Genomic DNA, 18,427 nt, shown 5'->3' with positions numbered 1-18,427 from the left:
AGACGGCATTTTTTGTCGGGATGGCAATTTTGAACAGCGACCGTTTTTTGTCGGGTATAAATGCCCGACTTACGGCTGCGGGTTGAAGGTGTAGGGCAGCATTGCCATGCTGCCGTTTGTTTTGTTGCGGTGTGTTGCCGCTATTCTGTAAAGAAAGTATGCGCTCCAAGGTAGTTTTTGGCGTAAAACGGTGTGGAGAGTTTTTCGGTTTTGATGGTTTTGCCGCTGCTTGGCGCGTGGATGAATTCGCCGTTGCCGATGTAGAGTCCGACGTGTGAGTAGCGGTGTGCGCCGCCGGTGTTGAAGAATACGAGGTCGCCGGCCTTGAGGCGGCTGTCGGGAATTTTGCGGCTTGCCGCCGCCATGTCGCGGGCGGTGCGGGGAAGGTTGACGTTAAGGGCGTTTTTGTAAACGAATTGAATCATGCCGCTGCAGTCGAAGCCGGTTGCGGTGCTGCTGCCGCCCCATTTGTAGGGCGTGCCGATGAGTCCGAGGCTGTGGAGCATGAGTTCCTGCGAGCCTTGTGTGCGGTCGATGTGGCTGATACGGACGGCTTGGATTTGCCGGACTGTCTGTTTGGGTTTCGGTTGGCGGTGTTTGCCGGAGGTCGTGCCGCATGAGGCGAGGAGTAGTGCGCTGAGACAGAGGAAAAGGGGTTTGTCGAGGGGAAACATGGTTTTTCCTTTGCGGGTTCGGATATGCCGTCTGAAGGTGTTTCAGACGGCATTTCTATAATAAACCTTCTATGGGCAGCAGGGATAGGATTTTTGCGGCGATGCGTTTCCAAAGTTTGGCTTTGGGTTCGTTCGGGTAGGTTTTTCGGGTGGCGGGATCGTGCCATTGCAGGCGGTTGTGTTTGTCGAGGGTAACGCGGTAGGCGTATTCGGGTGTGGTATCGGCGAGGGTGCGCTCCATCTGTTCTGCGATTTTGGGGCTTTCGATGACGACGCCCATTTCGGTATTGAGCCGTGCGGAACGGGGGTCGAGGTTGAATGAGCCGATGAAGATGCGTTTGCCGTCCACAATGAAGGTTTTGGCGTGCAGGCCGGTTACGGAGCTGCCGGTCAGGCCTTTGTCTTTTGTGGCGGGGACGGCATGGTTGGGTTGCAGCTCGTAGAGTTTGATGCCGGCTTTGAGCAGCGGTTTTCGGTATTTGACGTAGCCGGAATGGACGGCGGCAACGTCGGTCGCCTGTAGCGAGTTGGTCAGGACGGTAACGTCTATGCCGTTTTGCACCAGTTTTGCCAGTGCGTCTGTGCCGGATTTTGTAGGGACGAAATAGGGTGAAACCAGATAGACGCTTTTTTCGGGCTGTTTGAGCGCGTCTTGCAGCCGCACGGCAATCGGCGGTTTGCGGCGGTCGCGGTCGAGTCCTTTTGCAGGGTCATCGCTGATCAGGCGGGTTTGGACGCTCTGCCAGTCGATGCGTCCTGTCTGTATTTTTTGGTAGAGGGGCGACTGTTCGACGGTTTCGCGGTAGCGCAGGAGCGCGTGTCTGGACGTTTCATCGTTGTATCCGAGTGCTTGAAGACCCTTGCCGATGTCGCCGCTGCGGATGATGCGCGTGGCGTTGTGGGCGGAATGGCTTGCCCAGTAGCGGTCGAAGTCGTGCGATACTTCGCCGACGACGCTGCCGGTAGCGAGGATGTCCAGATCGGCGAAAACGGTGTCTTCACCGACTTTGAAGTATTCGTCGCCGATATTGCGTCCGCCGAGTATGGTGGCGCGGTTGTCGGCGGTAAAGGATTTGTTGTGCATGCGGCGGTTGAGGCGGGGGAAGTCGGTCAGGTAGCCCAATGCGCGCCATTTGCGGAAAACGAAGGGGTTGAACAGGCGCACTTCGATATTGGGGTGGCTGTCGAGGGCAAGCAAGAGGTCGTCCAATCCGCGCGTGTTGTTGTCGTCCAGCAGCAGCCGTACGCGTACGCCGCGTTCTGCGGCAAGGTATATGAGGTTGAACAGAAGTCTGCCGGAAATGTCGTTGCGCCAGATATAGTATTGCAAATCGAGGCTGTGTTCGGCGGATTCGATGAGGGCTGCGCGGGCGGCAAAGGCTTCGTGGGGATCGTCGAGCAGGTAGATGTCGGACAGGCGGCTGCCGAGCGGGAAATGGCGGATGTGCAAAACTTTGTCCAAGAGGACGGGGGAAGTAGTGTCAAAATGGCGGCTTTCCGTGCGTTCTTCCAAGGGCGGCAGCCATACGGCGCACGAGCAGAGCAGGAGGAACAACAAGGGAAGGAGGCTGCGTGTTTTCATAGGAAATTGGTTCAGACGGCATTGCCTGTGTTTTGGGGTTGGCGCGCATGGAAGTGCGGCATCATAATCCAAACGTTGAAGCGGGTAAAAGTTTTGCGTGCGGACCGCTTCAGGACGGTGTGTTCCGTGTCAGGTTTGCGCCGTCTGAAACGTGCAGACGCTTGAAAACCAGCGATGATGCAAGGGTAATGCCGCCGATACTGAGCAGGGTCATACGGAAGGCGGGGTGCGGGCTGCCGCCTTCGGGCATCAGTGATGTCCAGTTTTTAAGGATCAGCGCGCCGGAAACAATCCCCATACTGATGGCAAGCTGCTGGTTGACCGCCATCAGGCTGTTGCCGCTGCCTGTTTGTTGCGGGCGCAAATCGGCAAGTGTCAGCGTATTCATCGCGGAAAACTGAAAAGAGTTGCACGCGCCGATTGCCAGCGAAAGAAAAATCCAAATCCACAGCGGCGCGTTTCCGTCAGGCAGGGCGAGCAGCATGATGAAGGCGGCAAGCAGCTTGGTGTTCCAAAGCAGTACCGTGCGGTAGCCGAAACGTTTCATGAGCGGTGCAATCAGCGGTTTGACCAGCAGCGAAGATAGGGCGACGGGTGCGACCAGCCAACCCGACAGGCTTGCGCCGAAGCCGAAAGCGACTTGAAACATCAGGGGCATCAGAAAAGGAATCGAGCTGATGCCGAGACGGCTGAACAGATTGCCTGCCAGTCCCAGACGGAAAGTGCGTATCAGAAACAGGTCGGCGGAATAAATCGGTTTGGACGCGGTTTTCATATGTCGGAAATAACGGCGTGCAAACAGCAGTCCGCCGCACAGCGGCAACAGTGCAAAATACGGAGGCAGCGCGTGCGACAGGCTTTCTGCAGCAAGCAGCAGCAGGCAGGCGGCAGCGGAAAAGGTCAGATAGCCTTTGAAATCCAAAGCGGTATCGTTGCCTTTGACATCGGGCATGATGTTGCGTCCCAATATGAAACCCAGCAGACCGATGGGCAGGTTGAGCAGGAAAATCCAGTGCCACGAAGCGTATTCGGCAAGATAGCCGCCCGCCACAGGCCCTAAAACCGGCCCGATTAATGCGGGCATAACCGCATAATTGATGGCGTTGAGCAGCTTCGATTTTTCATACGCGCGCAGGATGGTCAGGCGCGGAATCGGAACCAGCATCGAACCGCCGATGCCCTGAACGACACGGGAAAGCGTCAATTCAAACAGCGAACCCGATGCGGCGCACAATGCCGATCCGAGCATAAAAACGGCAATCGAACCGAAAAAGACCTTTTTCGTTCCGAACCTGTCCGCCAAATAACCGCTTAAAGGTATCAGCAGGGCGACAGTCAGCGTATAGGCAACGACTGCCAGTTGCATATCCAGAGGCGGTTCGTTCAGGTCGGCGGCAATTTCGGGCAGGGCGGTATTTAAAATGGTCGCATCCAACATCTGCATAAAAATGGCAATTGCCAGCAGAAGCGGCAGCCAAGGGGATGGTGCGCGGACGGATAGGGTGTTTTTTTCCATAGGGCGATTGTACCCCATTCTCACGCCGCGACCGCTTCCAAATGCTGTCTGAACGGCGGGAAGGCGCAAACCTTACACGTTTACAAATAAATGAAATACCATTTTATTGTAATGATTACTATTATCAAAAATAGGCGAAACAAGGCTGGGCAGGCATCAGCGCGGGAAGCCGCAAGGAAAATCAGATTATTTTTTAAAATTACACTTGACCCGCAACAGTCAATTACTTAAAGTACCCGCTTAACTTCCGACAGAAAAACGGGCATCCCCGTTAACGAAAAAATGAGCGCAACCACTCCCCCAAAAATCATCCGATACGACAGCAATCCGACAGATGTCTATTTTTTCGGCACCTGCGTCCTCGATCTCTTTATGCCCGAAGCCGGTATGGATGCCATTGCCCTAATCGAGCAGCAGGGCATACGCGTCCATTTCCCGATGGCGCAAAGCTGCTGCGGCCAGCCTGCCTATTCATCCGGCCATCCGACCGAAGCCTTCGATGTCGCCAAAGCGCAACTTGACCTTTTCCCTGAAAACTGGCCGATCGTTGTACCGTCCGGCTCGTGCGGCGGCATGATGAAACATCACTGGCCTACCCTGTTTAAAAATACAGAATACGAATCCAAAGCGGTTGATTGTGCCAACCGCATCATTGAGTTTACTCATTTCTTGCTTGCCATCGGCTACAAGCCTGAAGACAAAGGCGAGCCGGTCAAAGTCGCCGTCCACACTTCCTGCGCCGCCCGCCGAGAAATGAATGTCCATATTTCAGGATGGCAGTTGATTGACGGTATGGAAAACGTCGAGCGCGTCATTCACGACCACGAAAGCGAATGTTGCGGCTTCGGCGGTACATTCTCCGTCAAACAAGCCGATATTTCCGGCGCGATGGTTACAGACAAAGTCGCCGCGCTGAAAGAAACCGGTGCGACCGAAATCATCAGCGCGGACTGTGGCTGCATGATGAACATCGGCGGCAAAATCGCCAAGGACGAGCCGGATATGCCGCGTCCGAAACATATCGCATCCTTCCTGTTGGAACGCACCGGAGGTAAAGTATGAGCGCGCGCGAAAATATTTTGGCAAAACTGAAAAAAGCCGATGCCTTGCCGATGGAAGAGCCTGCGGTTTTCGATTATTACCGCGAAAAGGGTGTTTCCTGGGACAGCGAAGCCGAGCGTTTGAAACATTGGGCTGCCGCAATGCGCGCGGTCAAAACCGAAATCTATTGGGTGACGAAAAGCAATTGGATGCAGGTTTTCCGCGAAGCGGCAGAAGGCAAGGGTTTGAAAAACATCCTTCTGCCTCTCGCAACCGAGCACGGACAAATCGCCCGTGCCGCGTTGGTGGACAGCAATATCGAACCGATTGCTTTCGAGCGTGAAATCGATACTTGGAAAACCGAGTTCTTCGCGAACATCGATGCGGGCTTCAGCGGCGCGCAATGCGGCATCGCCCGCACCGGTACGCTGATGCTGTTTTCCAGCCCTGAAGAACCGCGTACTTTGAGTCTTGTTCCGCCCGTGCATTTCTGCCTGTTTGATACGGCAAAAATGTATAACGAATTTCACAACGCTGTCGAAGGTGAAAAACTGGTGGAAAACGGCATGCCGACCAATGTATTCCTGATTTCCGGCCCGTCCAAAACCGCAGACATCCAACTGACGCTTGCTTACGGCGCGCACGGCCCGCGCGATTTGGTCATCCTCGCCATCCTGCCCGACCACATTTCCCCTGCCGATTTGGAGGAAAACGCATGACTACGCAAACCATCAAGTTCCATATGAAGCCGGAAACTTTCAAACAAAACGCCGCAATTTCCCTTCAAGACAAGCCTTTGCGCAAAAGCCTGCGTACCGCGATGGATATGCTGATGACCAAGCGCAAAGCCGTTTTGACCGACGAAGAAGAGCTGCAAAGCCTGCGCGATTTGTGCGAACACATCCGTCAGCGTTCCCTCTCCAAATTACCCGCGCTGTTGGAGCAGTTGGAAGAAAACCTGACCAAGCTGGGCGTGAAAGTGCATTGGGCGGAAACCCCTGCCGAAGCCTGCGAAATCATCCACGGCATCATTACTGCCAAAAACGGCAAGCTGATGGTCAAAGGCAAATCTATGGTCAGCGAGGAAATCGAGCTGAACCATTATCTTGAAGCAAAAGGCATTAAAGCGGTGGAAAGCGACTTGGGCGAATTTATCGTCCAAATGGCAGGCGAAAAACCGACCCATATCGTGATGCCCGCAATCCATAAAACCAAAGAACAGGTGAGCGAACTGTTCCACCAAAACCTCGGCACACCGCTTACAGACGACGTGGACCAACTGACCGGCTTCGCCCGCAAAGCCCTGCGCGATATTTACAGCACTGCCGATGTCGGTTTGAGCGGCGTAAACTTCGCCGTTGCCGAAACGGGTACGCTGTGTCTGGTCGAAAACGAAGGCAACGGCCGCTTGAGTACCACCGTTCCGCCCGTGCATATCGCTATTACCGGTATTGAAAAAGTGGTGGCGAAATTGTCCGACATCCCACCCTTGTACAGCCTGCTGCCGCGTTCTGCCATTGGTCAGAACATTACCACCTATTTCAATATGATTACCGGTCCGCGCCGCAGTGAAGAGCTGGATGGTCCGCAGGAAATGCACTTGGTTCTGCTCGACAACGGCCGCAGCCAAGCCTATGCCGAAGACCAAATGCGCCGCACCTTGCAATGTATCCGTTGCGGCGCGTGTATGAACCATTGCCCGGTTTATACCCGTATCGGCGGCGCGGCATACGGCACAACTTATCCCGGCCCGATTGGCGAGATTATTTCCCCGCACCTGTTGGGTCTGGATGCCACCCGCGACCTGCCGACCGCCTGCACGATGTGCGGTGCGTGCGTGGAAGTCTGCCCGGTACGCATCCCGATTACCGAACAAATGCAGCGTTTGCGCGTTGAAGCGCAACGTTCGCCGACCGAAACCGTGCCGCACCCCATCCGAGGGCAAGGCGCATCGCATACCTTCGGCGAACAAATGGCGTGGCGCACATTCAACGGCATTTTCAGCGGCAGCAAAACCTACCGCGCCTTCGGTTGGGCAGCCACCAAGTTCCGCAACCTGACCCCTCGCAAACAGTTGGGTTGGACGCAAAACCGCGTACCGATGAAACCGGCGAAGAAAACCCTGCACGAACTGATGGCGGAAAAAATGCGCCAAAAAGAAAAAGCATAAGCGATTGTGTATGAAATGCCGTCTGAAATCTTTTCAGACGGCATTTGCTTGGTTATTCGGCTTTGAATCTTGGGTCGGCTTCCGACAGCCGTAGGGCGGCATTGCCATGCCGCCGTTCAAACCCTTGCATTCGCACCTCCAACAGTTTCAGTGCGGCGGCTTTGATGGCTTCAAAAGACAAATCCACCGCTTTTTCCTTCAACAGGCTGCGGATGCACCGCCAAGCCGTATCGCTGCGGATGGAAGCGAGAAACTTATGCCTCGCCCACGTCAGGTAGATGCCGTAACAGGCAAACCCATTGCCCGGCTGTTCGCGGTTGCATTTGCCCGCAATCAGTTCGTCCTGTATCAAGAGCCACAGATGATATGCGGCTGCTTCCTTTGTCCAACTTTCGATACAGGTGGAAACGAGCCAGCGGTCGGGGTTGGGTTCATTTTCCAATTTGGTCAGGATATGGCGTATCAAATTCCAGTCGCGTTTCGCTTTTTATCCTTGAAGATGTTTTAAAGGCTGTCTGAAACGGTTTCAGACGGCCTTTTGGTTATGCGGATTTTAATCCCGGGTCTGCTTCCGGAGCGGTTTTCAAATCGGACTTGTACGGTTTGACCCACTCGGACTTTTCAGCCGCCTCAAGTATCCATTCGCACACACGGACAAATCCGCAATCGAAAATACGCTGCCCACAACTCGCTCTGCATCTGCTCGGCTGCCTCCCTGTCAATTCCAGCCGACAGATAGTCGAACAATTCGGACGGGGCGGTTTTCCTACTTAAAAATACTTTTATTTCTCGGCTGACATACAGTTCAGACGGCATGACCTACTCCGATATTTTTATCAATAAGCAGACTTTATCCTGCTGTTCTTGCGGCAATGATAACACATACCGCAACAATGTCTTTGCAGTATTATCCCACCACCCGGTTGATTTCATACCAGCATATATAGGCGCAATTCATACGGGTGGGCGAATACATGGGGGGGGGAACTGCAACAGGGTGCGTGTTTGCGGATAGCTTGTGTAAGCACAAAAGTGTGTAACAGCCTGATAATTGGCTGGAAGCTTGCAGCTTTTTGCATTGCCGATTTGTCGGCAGTAATGTTGGCTTTGGCATTTTCTTCTGTTTTAAGGTAACTTGTGGCAAGCTTCCCCCATAAATGATGAGAATTCAGGTATAGCTCGTCGTATCCGAGGCAACAAAAAAGCCTTGAAACTGTTTAATTTCAAGGCTTTATGCATATTACAGGATACTGCTGAAAATAGGGTATGGTGGAGGCGGGGGGAATCGAACCCCCGTCCGAAAGTCCTCTACAAAGCGTTCTACATACTTAGTTGTGTCTATTTGAAAATCTTATTTCCATCATGCCGACCAACAGGCCTTCAGGAAACCAGTTACCTTAAGTCTTATTTCCTGCCAAGTAACCTGGAAGGAAACCAGTCAATGTAAGATGACGTTGCGGTGGCTTTCGCCACACAGCCCATTGACCAACTGCTGCAACGGCTAGCCTTAAGCGGCTAAAGCGTAAGTTTCGTCGTTTGCGACTATTTGAATTCAGTGTTTTACGGGAATCTGAGACCCCGGTATGCCCGCATCTGCTTCGCAACCCCCGTCGAAACCAAGGTCGCCCCCAGAAATAGTTTGCAAATTATACGGATATTGTGAGGTGCTGCCAAGTCTGTCGGAGAAATTTGTCAGTCTTGCTGCCTTGATTTGCGTTTAAGCAGGATGCGGACGCAGCCGTCGTTGCCTTCCCGCGGTTCGACATAGGCGAGTACCTCAGGGTGCTGCATCAGCCAGTTGCGGGTCATATTTTTGAGTACGGGTGTGTAGCCTTTGGAACCTAATCCGCTGCCGTGGATGATTTCTCCGCATACACCGCGTTTTTGGGTGAACTCGATGAATTCATTGAGGATTTTTTGGGCTTCTTCTTGGTTGTAGCCGTGTAGGTCGACATCGGTAACGACGGGATAGTATCCGTTTTTCAGGCGTTGGATGTCGTTTTTTCCCTGTCCGTTTTTGCTGAAGCTGGCGGGCGGTTCATTGTATGTGCTGCCGATGTAGAAATAGTTTTCTTCGTCGGTGCGGGTATCTTTAGGACGGACTTTGATGGGGGTTTTGTCGGGCGGTGCATAATATTGTTGCCGGTTTTTTAATGGGGAGACTTGTCCGACTGCTTGTGAAAAATCCAAATCTTGTTCTTGTTTTTGCTTGTTTTTTTCGGCTTCCTGTTTTTCTGCCGCTTCTTTTTTGGCCTGTTTGCCCAGTTGTTTGAGGATGTTTTGGAAGTCGGTATTCATGTTTTTTCCTGTTATTTGTTTTGTCGTTATTTTGGCTTGAAAATGTGATTGTAGGGGAATTTGTTTGGGCTTGCCAGGATGGGCTTGCGGCGGTTTGGACGATGCCGTCTGAAAGTGGTTCAGACGGCATCAGGCGGTTTGGGCGGGATGATGTTTATTTTTTAGTGCTTAATTGGTCGAGCATGCCGCCGTCGGCGAAGTAGGTTTTCATGATTTTTTCCCAGCCGCCGAATTTTTCTTCGGGAGAGAAGGTGTCTAAGTCTGGGAAGTCGGCTTTGTGCCGTGCCAATACTTCGGCGTTACGCGGGCGCAGGTAGAGCGATGCGGCGAGTTCTTGCGCCGGTTCGCTCCAAAGGTATTCGAGATAGGCGCGGGCGGCTTTTTGCGTGCCTTTTTTCGCGACGACGCTGTTGACGACGGCGACGGGGCTTTCGGCGGAAATGGTGTAGCTCGGATAGACGATTTCAAACTGTCCTTGGGTCAGTTTTTTGCTGACGTAGTTAGCTTCGTTTTCAAAAGTGATGAGTACGTCGCCGATGTTGCGTTGTGTGAAGGTGGTGGTGGCGGCGCGTCCTCCGTTTTCAAAAACGGGTGTGTTTTTGAGGATGGATGCGACGAATTTTTGGGCTTCTTGTTCGTTGCCGCTGGTGGCTTTCAGGCCGTAACCGTATGCGCCGAGGAAGGCGTAGCGTCCGTTGCCTGTGGTTTTGGGATTGGCAATGACGATGTTAACGCCGTCTTTGGCAAGGTCGTTCCAATCACGGATCTGTTTGGGATTGTTTTTTCGGACAAGGAAAACCATAGTGCTGGTGTAGGGCGCGGCGTGGTCGGGGAGGGCTTGTTGCCAGCCTTTTTCTACCAGTCCTTTTTTTTCGAGCAGGTCGATGTCGGAGGATTGGTTCATGGTAACGACATCGGCTTGAAGTCCGTTGGCTACGGATAATGCCTGTTTGCTGGAGCCGCCGTGGGATTGTTGGATGCTGACGGATGTGCCGGGATGTTTGGATTGGTATTCTTTGATAAATAATGGGTTGTATTCTTTGTAGAAATCCCGTGCCACATCGTATGAGGCATTGAGCAGGGCGATGGTTTTACCGCCGGATTCGGTATTTGCCGGGATATTTTGCCCTGACGGATTATCTGGGTTTGCAGAGGGGCTGCATGCGGTAAGCAGGGCTGCGGTATAGAGTGCCGGTGCGTAGGTTTTCATGTGCGTATCCTGTCGGTTGGTGGATACGGCAACTCTATACGGCTATTGGTGTTTGTGGAAATAATGTTTGATTTGAAGATTATCAGTTTTGGTTATAAGGAGTAGTCAGAGGTGTTTCCGCATCAGTTCGCATTTGATTTTGATGCTTGAGTCAAGCTGTAATATTGCGGAACCGAGTGATTCGTAGCGGTTGATGAGGTAAAACGGGATGGAGTTGAGCGAGGCATAGAGTTTTAGGAAACTTAGACCGGACTGGCGGGCAATGGTTTCTGCCTGATGAAGCAGCGAAGTACCCAGCCCCAGATTGTGGAATAAGGGGTGGACGTAAAGTGCGTCAAGCTGCGCTTCGCGACAGTCGATTTGGAAAAAGCCTTGAATGCTGCCTTTATATTCTGCGACCCAAAGTGCTTTATCAGGATCTGAAATGGTCGGTAGGTAGCTGTCTGTATTAAGCAGGCCTTCCCATACTTGCAGGGCCTGTTCGTTGTAGCTGCGGATGCAGGTGTATTGGACAGAGTGCAGGTGGACGTTGAAGATATCGTTGCAGTCTTGTACGGTAGCGGGGCGTAACAGTGTCAACAGGCTCATGGCGGTATATTAGCAAGGTTGGCGTATGGATTGCCGGCAGACTTAGACTGCCGATGTTCCGATTATAAAGACTGGTGTAGGATTTTTGTTTGCCGGAATACGGAGTCGGAGTCAGTTCCCAACATGGTGAAATGCCCCATTTTCCGACCTTTCCGCGCGGCTTTTTTGCCGTATAGGTGCAGGTGTGCATTCGGGTTGCTTTGCAGCGGCAGCCATTCGGGTTCGCCGCCGTCTTCCTGCCAAACGTCGCCCAAAATATTCGCCATGCAGCATGAAGAAAGCAACTTGGTATCGGCAGGCGGCAGGTTGCACATAATGCGCACTTGCTGCTGGAATTGGTCTGCCGCGCAGGCGTCGATGGTATGGTGTCCGGAATTGTGCGGACGCGGCGCGATTTCGTTGACGACTAATTCATATGTATCGCCGACGACGAACATTTCCACCGCCAACACGCCGACATAATCCAATTCGTCCGCCAAGCGTTGCGCCATTTGCCGCACCTGTTGCTGCACGTCGGCACTCAGTCGCGCGGGGACGATGGAATAAGCCAAGATGCCGTTTTCGTGAATATTTTCGGCGGGGTCGAAGGTTTGCACGTTGTCATTGTTCAGACGGCATACGATAACGGAAATTTCGCCGCGCAAATCCACCATTTTTTCCAAAACGCAATCTACGCCGCCGTGTTCGGCAAACGCGGCTTTGAGTTCATCCACCGTTTTGACGCGGATTTGACCTTTGCCGTCGTAGCCCAAAGTGGCCGTTTTCAGGATGCCGGGCAAAAATTGCGCGCTTGCTTCAGTAATGTCTTCGGCTTTGCAAACCACCTGATACGGCGCGGTTTGCAAGCCCGCTTTGCGTATCCACGCTTTTTCCTGAATGCGGTTTTGTGCAATCGCCACACAATCGCCGCTCGGGGAAACATTGGTATGTTTTGCCAAAAAGCGCATCGCGTCGGCATTGACGTTTTCAAACTCGGTCGTAACCGCAGCGCATTTTGCCAACTCCTCCAACGCGGCCCGGTCGTCAAACGGCGCGCACAAATGGCGGTCGGCAAATTCCGCCGCCGGAGCGTCCGGATCGGGGTCGAGTACGGTTACTTTGTAGCCCATGGTTTTGGCGGCAACGGCAAACATTCTGCCTAATTGTCCGCCGCCGAGGATGCCGAGCATGGCGGGAGGGAGGATGGGGGATTTGTTCATAGCGTTTTAATCTGTCTGTGTTCTGCTGTTTGTTTCAGGTCGTCTGAAGCCGTTAGTCCGTCATTGGGAATCTAGAAAGGTAAATATCCTGCAATGTTTAAAGATTCCTGAAACCTAAGAGTCCGGATTCCCGCCTGCGCGGGAATGACGAAATTCAAAGGGTAGCAGAGTTAATTTACATGTTGTATGGAAATGATGGTTATTTAATAATTTCAAACCATAAATCCTGCCAACCTGGATTTTTCTCTTCAATAAGGCGCAGCTCTCATTGCCGATTCCATTTTTTCAATTGCTTTTCCCTGGTAATGGCGTGTTCCATTGTGGAATGCAGTTCGTACCAAACCAACATGGTTACATGATGCTGATTTGTAAATCCTTGCGTCAAATGTTCTCTATGTTGGTAAACACGTTGGGCGAGATTGGATGTTACACCGATATACAGCGTTCCGTTTCGTTGGCTGGCGAGTATATAAACGGCAGGTTGTATCATGTTTCCGCAAAAAATTTTAATCCGTCATTCCCGCGCAGGCGGGAATCCAGACCTCAATCTTTCAGAAATATTTAGAGATTCCCGTCATTTTAAATTTCCGGATTCCCGCCTGCGCGGGAATGACGCGGTAAAGGAGGCTGTTTTAATCAAACGGTTGTTGTTTATTAAACGATTGCGGCTTGTTCTTGGGTTTTCAGATGGCTTTTTCTCTACCAATGCCGTCTGAAAACGCCGGACCTATCTGTCCAAGCCTTCCTGCACCATCTGCGCCGCCCGAACCACTGCTCGGGCTTTGTTTTGTGTTTCCTGCCATTCTGATTCAGGATTGGAGTCGGCAACCACGCCTGCGCCGCTTTGGACGTATAGCGTGTTGTTTTTCACCACGGCTGTACGGATGGCGATTGCCAAATCCATATCGTTGTTGAAGCCCCATACGCCGACCGCACCGCCGTAGATGCCGCGTTTGCTCGGTTCGACTTCTTCGATAATTTCCATGGCGCGAACTTTGGGGGCGCCGGAGAGTGTGCCTGCGGGGAAGGTGGCGGCGAGGATGTCCATGTTGGTCATGCCGTCTTTCAGACAGCCTTCGACGTTGGAGACGATGTGCATCACATGGGAGTATTTTTCAATCACCATTTTATCGGTTACTTTGACTTCGCCGGTTTTGCTGATACGGCCGACGTCGTTGCGTCCTAAGTCAATCAACATGACGTGTTCGGCAATTTCTTTGGCGTCGCTTAATAAGTCTTGCTCGTTGGCAAGGTCTTCAGCAGGGGTTTTGCCGCGCAGGCGTGTGCCGGCGATAGGGCGGACGATGACGTCGTCGCGTTCGCGGCGGACGAGGATTTCGGGCGAAGAGCCGACAATATGGAAATCGCCGAAATCGTAGTAGAACATATACGGCGATGGATTTAGCGTACGCAGGGCGCGGTAGAGGGCGAGCGGGCTGTCGGTGAATTCCATGCTCATGCGCTGGCTGGGGACGACCTGCATACAGTCGCCTGCGAAGATGTAGTCTTTGATTTTGTCGACGCAGGCTTTGAACGGCTCTTCGCCGAACTCGCTGACGGCTTCGGTGTGTTTGCTGCCGAGCGAGAGCGGGATAGCGCAGCTTTGGCGCAACTGGGTGCGGATGTCTTCGAGGCGTTCGCGTGCGCGTTCGTAGCCGTTGGCTTGAGACGGATCGGCATAAACAATCAGGTAGATTTTGCCGCTTAGGTTATCCACTACTGCAAGCTCTTGCGACAGCATCAGCAAGATGTCGGGCGTACCGAGCGGATCGGCTTTGGCGGTGTTTTTCAGGCGGTGGGCGAAGTGTTCGAAATTGTAGATGGTTTCGTAACCGAAGTAGCCGACCAGCCCGCCGGTAAAGCGCGGCAGGCTTGGGATTTCGGATGTTTTGAAACGGTTGTGGAAAGCTTCGATAAAGGGCAGCGGGTTGCCGTCGTGTTGTTCGACGATTTCGCCGTTTTGATAAACATCGACGTGTTTGCCGCTGGCTTTGAGATAGTGGCTGCAAGGCAGTCCGATAAAGGAATAGCGACCGAAACGTTCGCCGCCGACAACGGATTCGAGCAGGTAGGTATAGGGGCGGTTGGCGAGTTTGAGATAGAGGGAAAGCGGCGTATCCAAGTCGGCAAGGAGTTCTTGCACGAGCGGGATGCGGTTGTAGCCTTGGGCGGCTTGGGCTTGGTATTCTTGCTTGCTGATCATTTCTGCTTTCCCAAAAGGCGGTTTCAGACGGCATGATAAGGGGTGCGAGTATAGCATTTTATCGGAATTGTTGACAGTCTGACCGAAGATGCCGTCTGAAAAAAGACGGGCTTACGGTTTTGTTTTGCGCTGCCGGTATTGTTTCCATTTAAACAGATAACCTGCGGTTACGGGAATCAGGGCTAAGATGGTTTTGAACGTCCATGATGCATACCAAGGTAAAGAACCGGGTGCGACCAATTGATTCAGATACGGCCACCAACAGGCAGTCAGGCAGCCGAGCAGCAGCGGCCAGATATGCCGGCTGAGGTTTTTTTGCCAAAGGAGGAATGATGCGGCAGACCAAAGCAGGGTAAGGGCAGTGATTTTTAACACGGTATAAGTATCCGCTCCAAACAGGGCGGCGAGAAAATACGTACCGGCAATCCAGAGGACGGCAAGTATCAGGACGATGATTTCTTCAGGTCGTTTGAACATTTTTTCTCCTTCGGTTTTAGGCTTCAGACGGTATTGCCGTTCTGTTTGGTTTCCAGCAGCTCCCAGCGTTCCAGCTTTTCCAAAAGCAGCATTTCGATTTCTTCGGCGCGGTTTTGCAATGCACCTGCTTTTTCGTAATCTTTAAAAATTTCAGGATCGGAAAGCTGGGTATTGATTTCAGCCTGCTCAGTTTCCAAAGCTGCGATTTCATCAGGCAGGGCATCGAGTTCACGCTGTTCTTTATAGGAAAGTTTGACCGTGCGGTTGGCTTTGGGTTTTTCTTTGGCGGGTTCGGCATCGGATGCTTTGGGTGCGGATGCCGTCTGAATTTTATCTTCCCGCGATTTTGCGTCGATATAGTCCTGATAGCCGCCGATGTATTCTTTCAGACGGCCTTGTCCTTCGAAAACAATGCTTTGGGTAATTACATTGTCGAGGAACATACGGTCGTGCGAGACGAGGAAGACCGTGCCTTGATAATCGCGCAACAGGTCTTCGAGCAATTCTTGGGTGTCGATGTCTAAGTCGTTGGTCGGTTCGTCCAAAACCAAAATATTGGCAGGATGGGTAAACAGTTTTGCCAGCAAAAGGCGGTTGCGTTCGCCGCCGGAGAGCGATGAAACGGGACTTTGTGCGCGGGCTGGATGGAACAGGAAATCTTCCAAATAGCTCATGACGTGTTTTTTCTTACCGCCGACTTCGACGTAATCGTTGCCCTGTCCGAGCGTGTAAAACACGGTGTCGTTTTCGTTCAACGCGCTGCGGAACTGGTCGAAATAGGCAACTTCCTGCTTGCTGCCGATGCGGATTCTGCCGTAAGTCGGGTTGAGTTCGCCCAAAATCAGCTTGAGGAAGGTGGTTTTGCCGATGCCGTTTGGGCCGATTAAGCCGATTTTGTCGCCGCGCTGCAAGATGGCGGAGAATTTATCCATGATAACTTTGTCGCCATAGGCAAACGAGGCGTGTTCCAGCTCGGCGATGATTTTGCCGCTTTTCTCACCGCTATCGAGCTTGAAGTTGACCTGCCCTTGTACATTGCGGCGTTCGGCACGCTGGCGGCGCAGTTCTTCCAAACGGCGTACGCGGCCTTCGTTACGAGTACGGCGCGCTTCGATGCCTTTGCGTATCCATGCCTCTTCCTGCGCGTGGAATTTGTCGAAGAGGCGGTTGTGTTCCGCCTCGACTGCCAACTCTTGCGCTTTTTTTTCGCTGTATTTGGAGAACGAGCCGGGATAGGAGCGCAGAATGCCTCGGTCGAGTTCGACAATGCGCGTGGCGATATTATCCAAAAAACGGCGATCGTGGGTAATCACGACCAAGCTGCCTTCAAACGCTTTAAGCAGATTTTCCAGCCAGATAATTGCGTCGATGTCCAAATGGTTGGTCGGTTCGTCCAGCAGCAATACGTCGGGCTTTTGCACCCAAGCCTGTGCCAAGGCGACACGTTTTTTCTGCCCACCGGAGAGGTTGCCAATTTTTTCGTTTTCCGGCAAACCGAGTTCGCCCAAAGTTTGCTTGACTGCCGCATCCAGCTTCCAACCGTCCTTCGCTTCGATTTCGAGTTGTAATTCGTTGAGCTCTTTTAATAAAGCCTCACTCGAACCATTTTCCAACTCATGGCTGACATGATGATAACGGCGCAATAAATCGCGAATTTCGCCCAAACCTTCGGCAACGGTATCAAATACGGTTGCATCCTTATCAAAAAAGGATTCCTGAGGTACATAAACGATTTTGAGGTTGTTTTGAACAATAATCTGCCCGTCGTCGAGTTTCTGCACGCCGGCGAGGATTTTCAGAAACGAAGACTTACCCGCGCCGTTGCGGCCGATTAAGCCGATTTTCTCGCCGCTGTCGAGTTGAAAAGAAGTTTTGTCGAGTAGGGCGACGTGTCCGACGGCAAAGGAAGCGTTTTCTACGGATAATATATTCATAATGTCAATTTCCAACAATTAACGTTTGGATTTTGCCGCAAGTTTGGCGCGGGCAATTTCAACCGCACCCGGCAGGATGGAAATAATAATGATGCCGCCCATCACTAAGCCCAGATTGTTTTTTACGACGGGGAAGTTGGCAAAGAAATAGCCTGCATAAGAAAACAGGATAACCCACAAGAAGCCGCCGATGATGTTGTAGCGGATAAATTTGGTATAGTGCATTTTCCCCATACCGGCAACAAAGGGGGCAAAGGTACGGACGATGGGCACAAAACGCGCGATGATAATCGTTTTGCCGCCGTGTTTTTCGTAAAAACGGTGGGTTTTATCGAGATATTCGCGTCGGAAGATTTTAGAATCGGGGTTGGCGAACAGCCTGCCGCCGAAATACTTACCGACGGTAAAATTGAGGGCGTCACCGAGTATGGCGGCGGCAAATAGCAGCATAACCATCAGATGAATATCCATACCGCCTAGTGCGGCAATCCCACCGGCAGCAAACAGCAGCGAATCGCCGGGCAGGAAGGGCGTAACAATCAGGCCGGTTTCGCAAAACACGACGACAAATAAAACGGCGTAAATCCAAATGCCGTATTGCGCCGACAGCGCAAGCAGGTGTCGGTCGATATGGAGGATGAAGTCGATGGCGGAGGCAAGCACGGTGCGTTCCTAAAAAAACAGACCGCGTATTTTAACCGATTGGAAAAATGCCGTCTGAAAAGTTTCAGACGGCATTGGTTTTATTTTTTCCTTGCAAGGCAAAAGGCGGTCAGCCCCGCGCAGCGGTTGCTTTTTTGTATGCAGATTTCAAGGCGGCATATTGAAGCCAGTATGCGGTTGATGACGGGATGGTGCCGCATCAGTTGGGATTTGGGATTTTGTCCGGATATCAACCGTCCGAGCAGGCGGACGGTTGCGGCAAGGGGGAATACTGCGCCAAAATAATAGTTCCCCCCGAGGACGGACAGCCCGGTGCTGCGGATTAAGTTCTCGAGCTGTGTCAGGCGGTAGCGGCGGTAATGCCCCAAAAATTCGTCGTGCCCGCTCCACAGGGACTGGAAGGCGGGTACGGAAATCAGGAATTCCGTACCGGAAGGGACTTTTGCGATATAGTCCTCAAGCATTGCCTTGTCGTCTTCGACGTGTTCCAAAACATCCATCATCAGAACCAGGTCGGCATCGCTCATGCCGATGGTGCGGCGGAAATGAATCGGTTTGCCGCGATATGCCTCATCTTTTTCACCCGTGTAGGCGGTGTCGATGCACAATGCTTCGCGTATATCGGAATTTTCCAGCAGGAAGTGTGAAAAAAAGGCGGAGCCTGCGCCGACATCCAGCACTTTGCGGAAGGTTCTGCCTTTTAAAAGATTGGCAACGGCAAGTGCTTTGGATGCGTAATACCAATGGCTGTTGATGCTGTCGCCCAAAATACCGCTTTCTTTCACATCCATCTTATTATCCTTATATATTGCGTCCCTAAGAAGGGACGATTAACAAAAATTAACGCCCTTTACTTTATTCGAGTAACAGGG

The 18,427-nt window shown here is 52.3% G+C and carries 17 protein-coding genes, 1 other RNA gene and 4 pseudogenes; 4 read left to right on the top strand and 18 right to left on the bottom strand.

Going from position 1 to position 18,427, the window contains the following annotated elements; translation table 11 throughout:
• Nucleotides 1–140: 140 nt before the first annotated feature.
• From Q9J79_RS09175 to Q9J79_RS09165, 3 genes are all read right to left on the bottom strand, one after another.
• Nucleotides 141–674, bottom strand: a complete 534-nt coding sequence (locus tag Q9J79_RS09175; RefSeq protein ID WP_301912051.1) for a C40 family peptidase — start codon at nt 672–674, stop codon at nt 141–143.
• A 55-nt stretch (nt 675–729) separates the two neighbouring features.
• The gene (locus Q9J79_RS09170; RefSeq protein ID WP_301912050.1) at nt 730–2,256 is read right to left on the bottom strand and encodes a phospholipase D family protein; all 1,527 of its coding nucleotides are present in this window, start codon (nt 2,254–2,256) and stop codon (nt 730–732) included.
• A 109-nt stretch (nt 2,257–2,365) separates the two neighbouring features.
• Nucleotides 2,366–3,841, bottom strand: a complete 1,476-nt coding sequence (locus Q9J79_RS09165; RefSeq protein ID WP_301912048.1) for an MDR family MFS transporter — start codon at nt 3,839–3,841, stop codon at nt 2,366–2,368.
• Between the two features lie 213 nt (nt 3,842–4,054).
• On the opposite strand from Q9J79_RS09165, the gene Q9J79_RS09160 reads away from it, so the two are divergent.
• The 3 genes from Q9J79_RS09160 to Q9J79_RS09150 are packed head-to-tail and all read left to right on the top strand — an operon-like array spanning nt 4,055 to nt 6,983.
• A complete protein-coding gene (locus Q9J79_RS09160; RefSeq protein ID WP_301912047.1) occupies nt 4,055–4,834 on the top strand; it encodes a (Fe-S)-binding protein in 780 nt (259 codons plus the stop codon).
• Nucleotides 4,831–5,532: a LutC/YkgG family protein gene (locus tag Q9J79_RS09155; protein WP_301817351.1), complete on the top strand. Its 702-nt coding sequence runs from the start codon at nt 4,831–4,833 to the stop codon at nt 5,530–5,532. The genes Q9J79_RS09160 and Q9J79_RS09155 overlap by 4 nt, the downstream gene beginning before the upstream one ends.
• Nucleotides 5,529–6,983: a LutB/LldF family L-lactate oxidation iron-sulfur protein gene (locus Q9J79_RS09150; protein ID WP_301912046.1), complete on the top strand. Its 1,455-nt coding sequence runs from the start codon at nt 5,529–5,531 to the stop codon at nt 6,981–6,983. Before Q9J79_RS09155 ends, Q9J79_RS09150 begins: the two co-directional genes overlap by 4 nt.
• Nucleotides 6,984–7,035: 52 nt before the next feature.
• On the opposite strand, the pseudogene Q9J79_RS09145 reads toward Q9J79_RS09150, so the two are convergent.
• The 8 genes and pseudogenes from Q9J79_RS09145 to Q9J79_RS09110 form a co-directional block, all read right to left on the bottom strand.
• Nucleotides 7,036–7,452 (bottom strand): annotated as a pseudogene (locus Q9J79_RS09145) (DUF2513 domain-containing protein); the annotation flags it as partial.
• Between the two features lie 161 nt (nt 7,453–7,613).
• On the bottom strand, nt 7,614–7,799 hold the full coding sequence (locus Q9J79_RS09140; protein ID WP_234403402.1) for a hypothetical protein: 186 nt from the start codon (nt 7,797–7,799) through the stop codon (nt 7,614–7,616).
• Between the two features lie 451 nt (nt 7,800–8,250).
• Nucleotides 8,251–8,613, bottom strand: a transfer-messenger RNA (tmRNA) gene (gene ssrA / locus Q9J79_RS09135).
• Between the two features lie 62 nt (nt 8,614–8,675).
• Nucleotides 8,676–9,281: a Smr/MutS family protein gene (locus Q9J79_RS09130; RefSeq protein ID WP_301912045.1), complete on the bottom strand. Its 606-nt coding sequence runs from the start codon at nt 9,279–9,281 to the stop codon at nt 8,676–8,678.
• A gap of 154 nt (nt 9,282–9,435) precedes the next feature.
• Nucleotides 9,436–10,491, bottom strand: coding sequence for a sulfate ABC transporter substrate-binding protein (locus Q9J79_RS09125; RefSeq protein WP_301912044.1), 1,056 nt, complete (start codon nt 10,489–10,491; stop codon nt 9,436–9,438).
• A gap of 105 nt (nt 10,492–10,596) precedes the next feature.
• Entirely contained in the window at nt 10,597–11,079 is a 483-nt protein-coding gene (locus Q9J79_RS09120) for a GNAT family N-acetyltransferase (RefSeq protein WP_301912043.1), read from the bottom strand.
• A gap of 62 nt (nt 11,080–11,141) precedes the next feature.
• The gene (locus Q9J79_RS09115) at nt 11,142–12,278 is read right to left on the bottom strand and encodes a 5-(carboxyamino)imidazole ribonucleotide synthase (protein WP_301912042.1); all 1,137 of its coding nucleotides are present in this window, start codon (nt 12,276–12,278) and stop codon (nt 11,142–11,144) included.
• Between the two features lie 199 nt (nt 12,279–12,477).
• Nucleotides 12,478–12,765, bottom strand: a pseudogene (locus Q9J79_RS09110) (GIY-YIG nuclease family protein).
• 1 nt (nt 12,766) lies between these two features.
• Between Q9J79_RS09110 and Q9J79_RS09105 the strand changes: the two are divergent.
• Entirely contained in the window at nt 12,767–12,994 is a 228-nt protein-coding gene (locus Q9J79_RS09105) for a hypothetical protein (protein WP_301912041.1), read from the top strand.
• 11 nt (nt 12,995–13,005) lie between these two features.
• Here the strand turns inward: Q9J79_RS09105 and trpE are convergent, their stop codons facing one another.
• From trpE to Q9J79_RS09080, 7 genes and pseudogenes are all read right to left on the bottom strand, one after another.
• Nucleotides 13,006–14,481 carry an anthranilate synthase component I gene (gene trpE, locus Q9J79_RS09100; RefSeq protein WP_301912040.1) on the bottom strand — a complete coding sequence of 492 codons (1,476 nt, stop codon included), beginning with the start codon at nt 14,479–14,481 and terminating at the stop codon, nt 13,006–13,008.
• 111 nt (nt 14,482–14,592) lie between these two features.
• Nucleotides 14,593–14,958: a hypothetical protein gene (locus Q9J79_RS09095; RefSeq protein ID WP_301912039.1), complete on the bottom strand. Its 366-nt coding sequence runs from the start codon at nt 14,956–14,958 to the stop codon at nt 14,593–14,595.
• Nucleotides 14,959–14,981: 23 nt separating this feature from the next.
• A complete protein-coding gene (locus Q9J79_RS10485; protein ID WP_439652306.1) occupies nt 14,982–15,401 on the bottom strand; it encodes an ATP-binding cassette domain-containing protein in 420 nt (139 codons plus the stop codon).
• Nucleotides 15,402–15,497: 96 nt separating this feature from the next.
• Nucleotides 15,498–16,031, bottom strand: a pseudogene (locus tag Q9J79_RS10480) (ATP-binding cassette domain-containing protein); the annotation flags it as partial.
• Nucleotides 16,005–16,892 (bottom strand): annotated as a pseudogene (locus Q9J79_RS10475) (ABC-F family ATP-binding cassette domain-containing protein); the annotation flags it as partial. The pseudogenes Q9J79_RS10475 and Q9J79_RS10480, both read right to left, overlap by 27 nt.
• Nucleotides 16,893–16,910: 18 nt before the next feature.
• Nucleotides 16,911–17,555 (bottom strand): DedA family protein, encoded by a 645-nt coding sequence (locus Q9J79_RS09085; protein WP_301912037.1) that lies wholly within the window; start codon nt 17,553–17,555, stop codon nt 16,911–16,913.
• 80 nt (nt 17,556–17,635) lie between these two features.
• Nucleotides 17,636–18,346, bottom strand: coding sequence for a class I SAM-dependent methyltransferase (locus tag Q9J79_RS09080; protein WP_301912036.1), 711 nt, complete (start codon nt 18,344–18,346; stop codon nt 17,636–17,638).
• Nucleotides 18,347–18,427: the final 81 nt, after the last annotated feature.

Origin of the sequence: Neisseria viridiae (assembly GCF_962747995.1) — a bacterium.
Classification (GTDB): Bacteria; Pseudomonadota; Gammaproteobacteria; order Burkholderiales; family Neisseriaceae; genus Neisseria; species Neisseria viridiae.
Note: the sequence above shows the minus strand (reverse complement) of the source record. Positions and strands in the feature narration are given on the sequence as shown.

Bases quoted from the DNA above. Each gene is read 5' to 3' on its own strand.
- Q9J79_RS09155 (WP_301817351.1), top strand. From the start codon at position 4,831: ATGAGCGCGCGCGAAAATATTTTGGCAAAACTGAAAAAAGCCGATGCC.
- Q9J79_RS10485 (WP_439652306.1), bottom strand. From the start codon at position 15,401: ATGTTCCTCGACAATGTAATTACCCAAAGCATTGTTTTCGAAGGACAA.
- Q9J79_RS09140 (WP_234403402.1), bottom strand. From the start codon at position 7,799: ATGCCGTCTGAACTGTATGTCAGCCGAGAAATAAAAGTATTTTTAAGT.
- Q9J79_RS09150 (WP_301912046.1), top strand. From the start codon at position 5,529: ATGACTACGCAAACCATCAAGTTCCATATGAAGCCGGAAACTTTCAAA.
- Q9J79_RS09175 (WP_301912051.1), bottom strand. From the start codon at position 674: ATGTTTCCCCTCGACAAACCCCTTTTCCTCTGTCTCAGCGCACTACTC.
- Q9J79_RS09130 (WP_301912045.1), bottom strand. From the start codon at position 9,281: ATGAATACCGACTTCCAAAACATCCTCAAACAACTGGGCAAACAGGCC.
- Q9J79_RS09095 (WP_301912039.1), bottom strand. From the start codon at position 14,958: ATGTTCAAACGACCTGAAGAAATCATCGTCCTGATACTTGCCGTCCTC.
- Q9J79_RS09105 (WP_301912041.1), top strand. From the start codon at position 12,767: ATGTTTCCGCAAAAAATTTTAATCCGTCATTCCCGCGCAGGCGGGAAT.
- trpE (WP_301912040.1), bottom strand. From the start codon at position 14,481: ATGATCAGCAAGCAAGAATACCAAGCCCAAGCCGCCCAAGGCTACAAC.
- Q9J79_RS09125 (WP_301912044.1), bottom strand. From the start codon at position 10,491: ATGAAAACCTACGCACCGGCACTCTATACCGCAGCCCTGCTTACCGCA.
- Q9J79_RS09120 (WP_301912043.1), bottom strand. From the start codon at position 11,079: ATGAGCCTGTTGACACTGTTACGCCCCGCTACCGTACAAGACTGCAAC.
- Q9J79_RS09115 (WP_301912042.1), bottom strand. From the start codon at position 12,278: ATGAACAAATCCCCCATCCTCCCTCCCGCCATGCTCGGCATCCTCGGC.
- Q9J79_RS09160 (WP_301912047.1), top strand. From the start codon at position 4,055: ATGAGCGCAACCACTCCCCCAAAAATCATCCGATACGACAGCAATCCG.
- Q9J79_RS09170 (WP_301912050.1), bottom strand. From the start codon at position 2,256: ATGAAAACACGCAGCCTCCTTCCCTTGTTGTTCCTCCTGCTCTGCTCG.
- Q9J79_RS09080 (WP_301912036.1), bottom strand. From the start codon at position 18,346: ATGGATGTGAAAGAAAGCGGTATTTTGGGCGACAGCATCAACAGCCAT.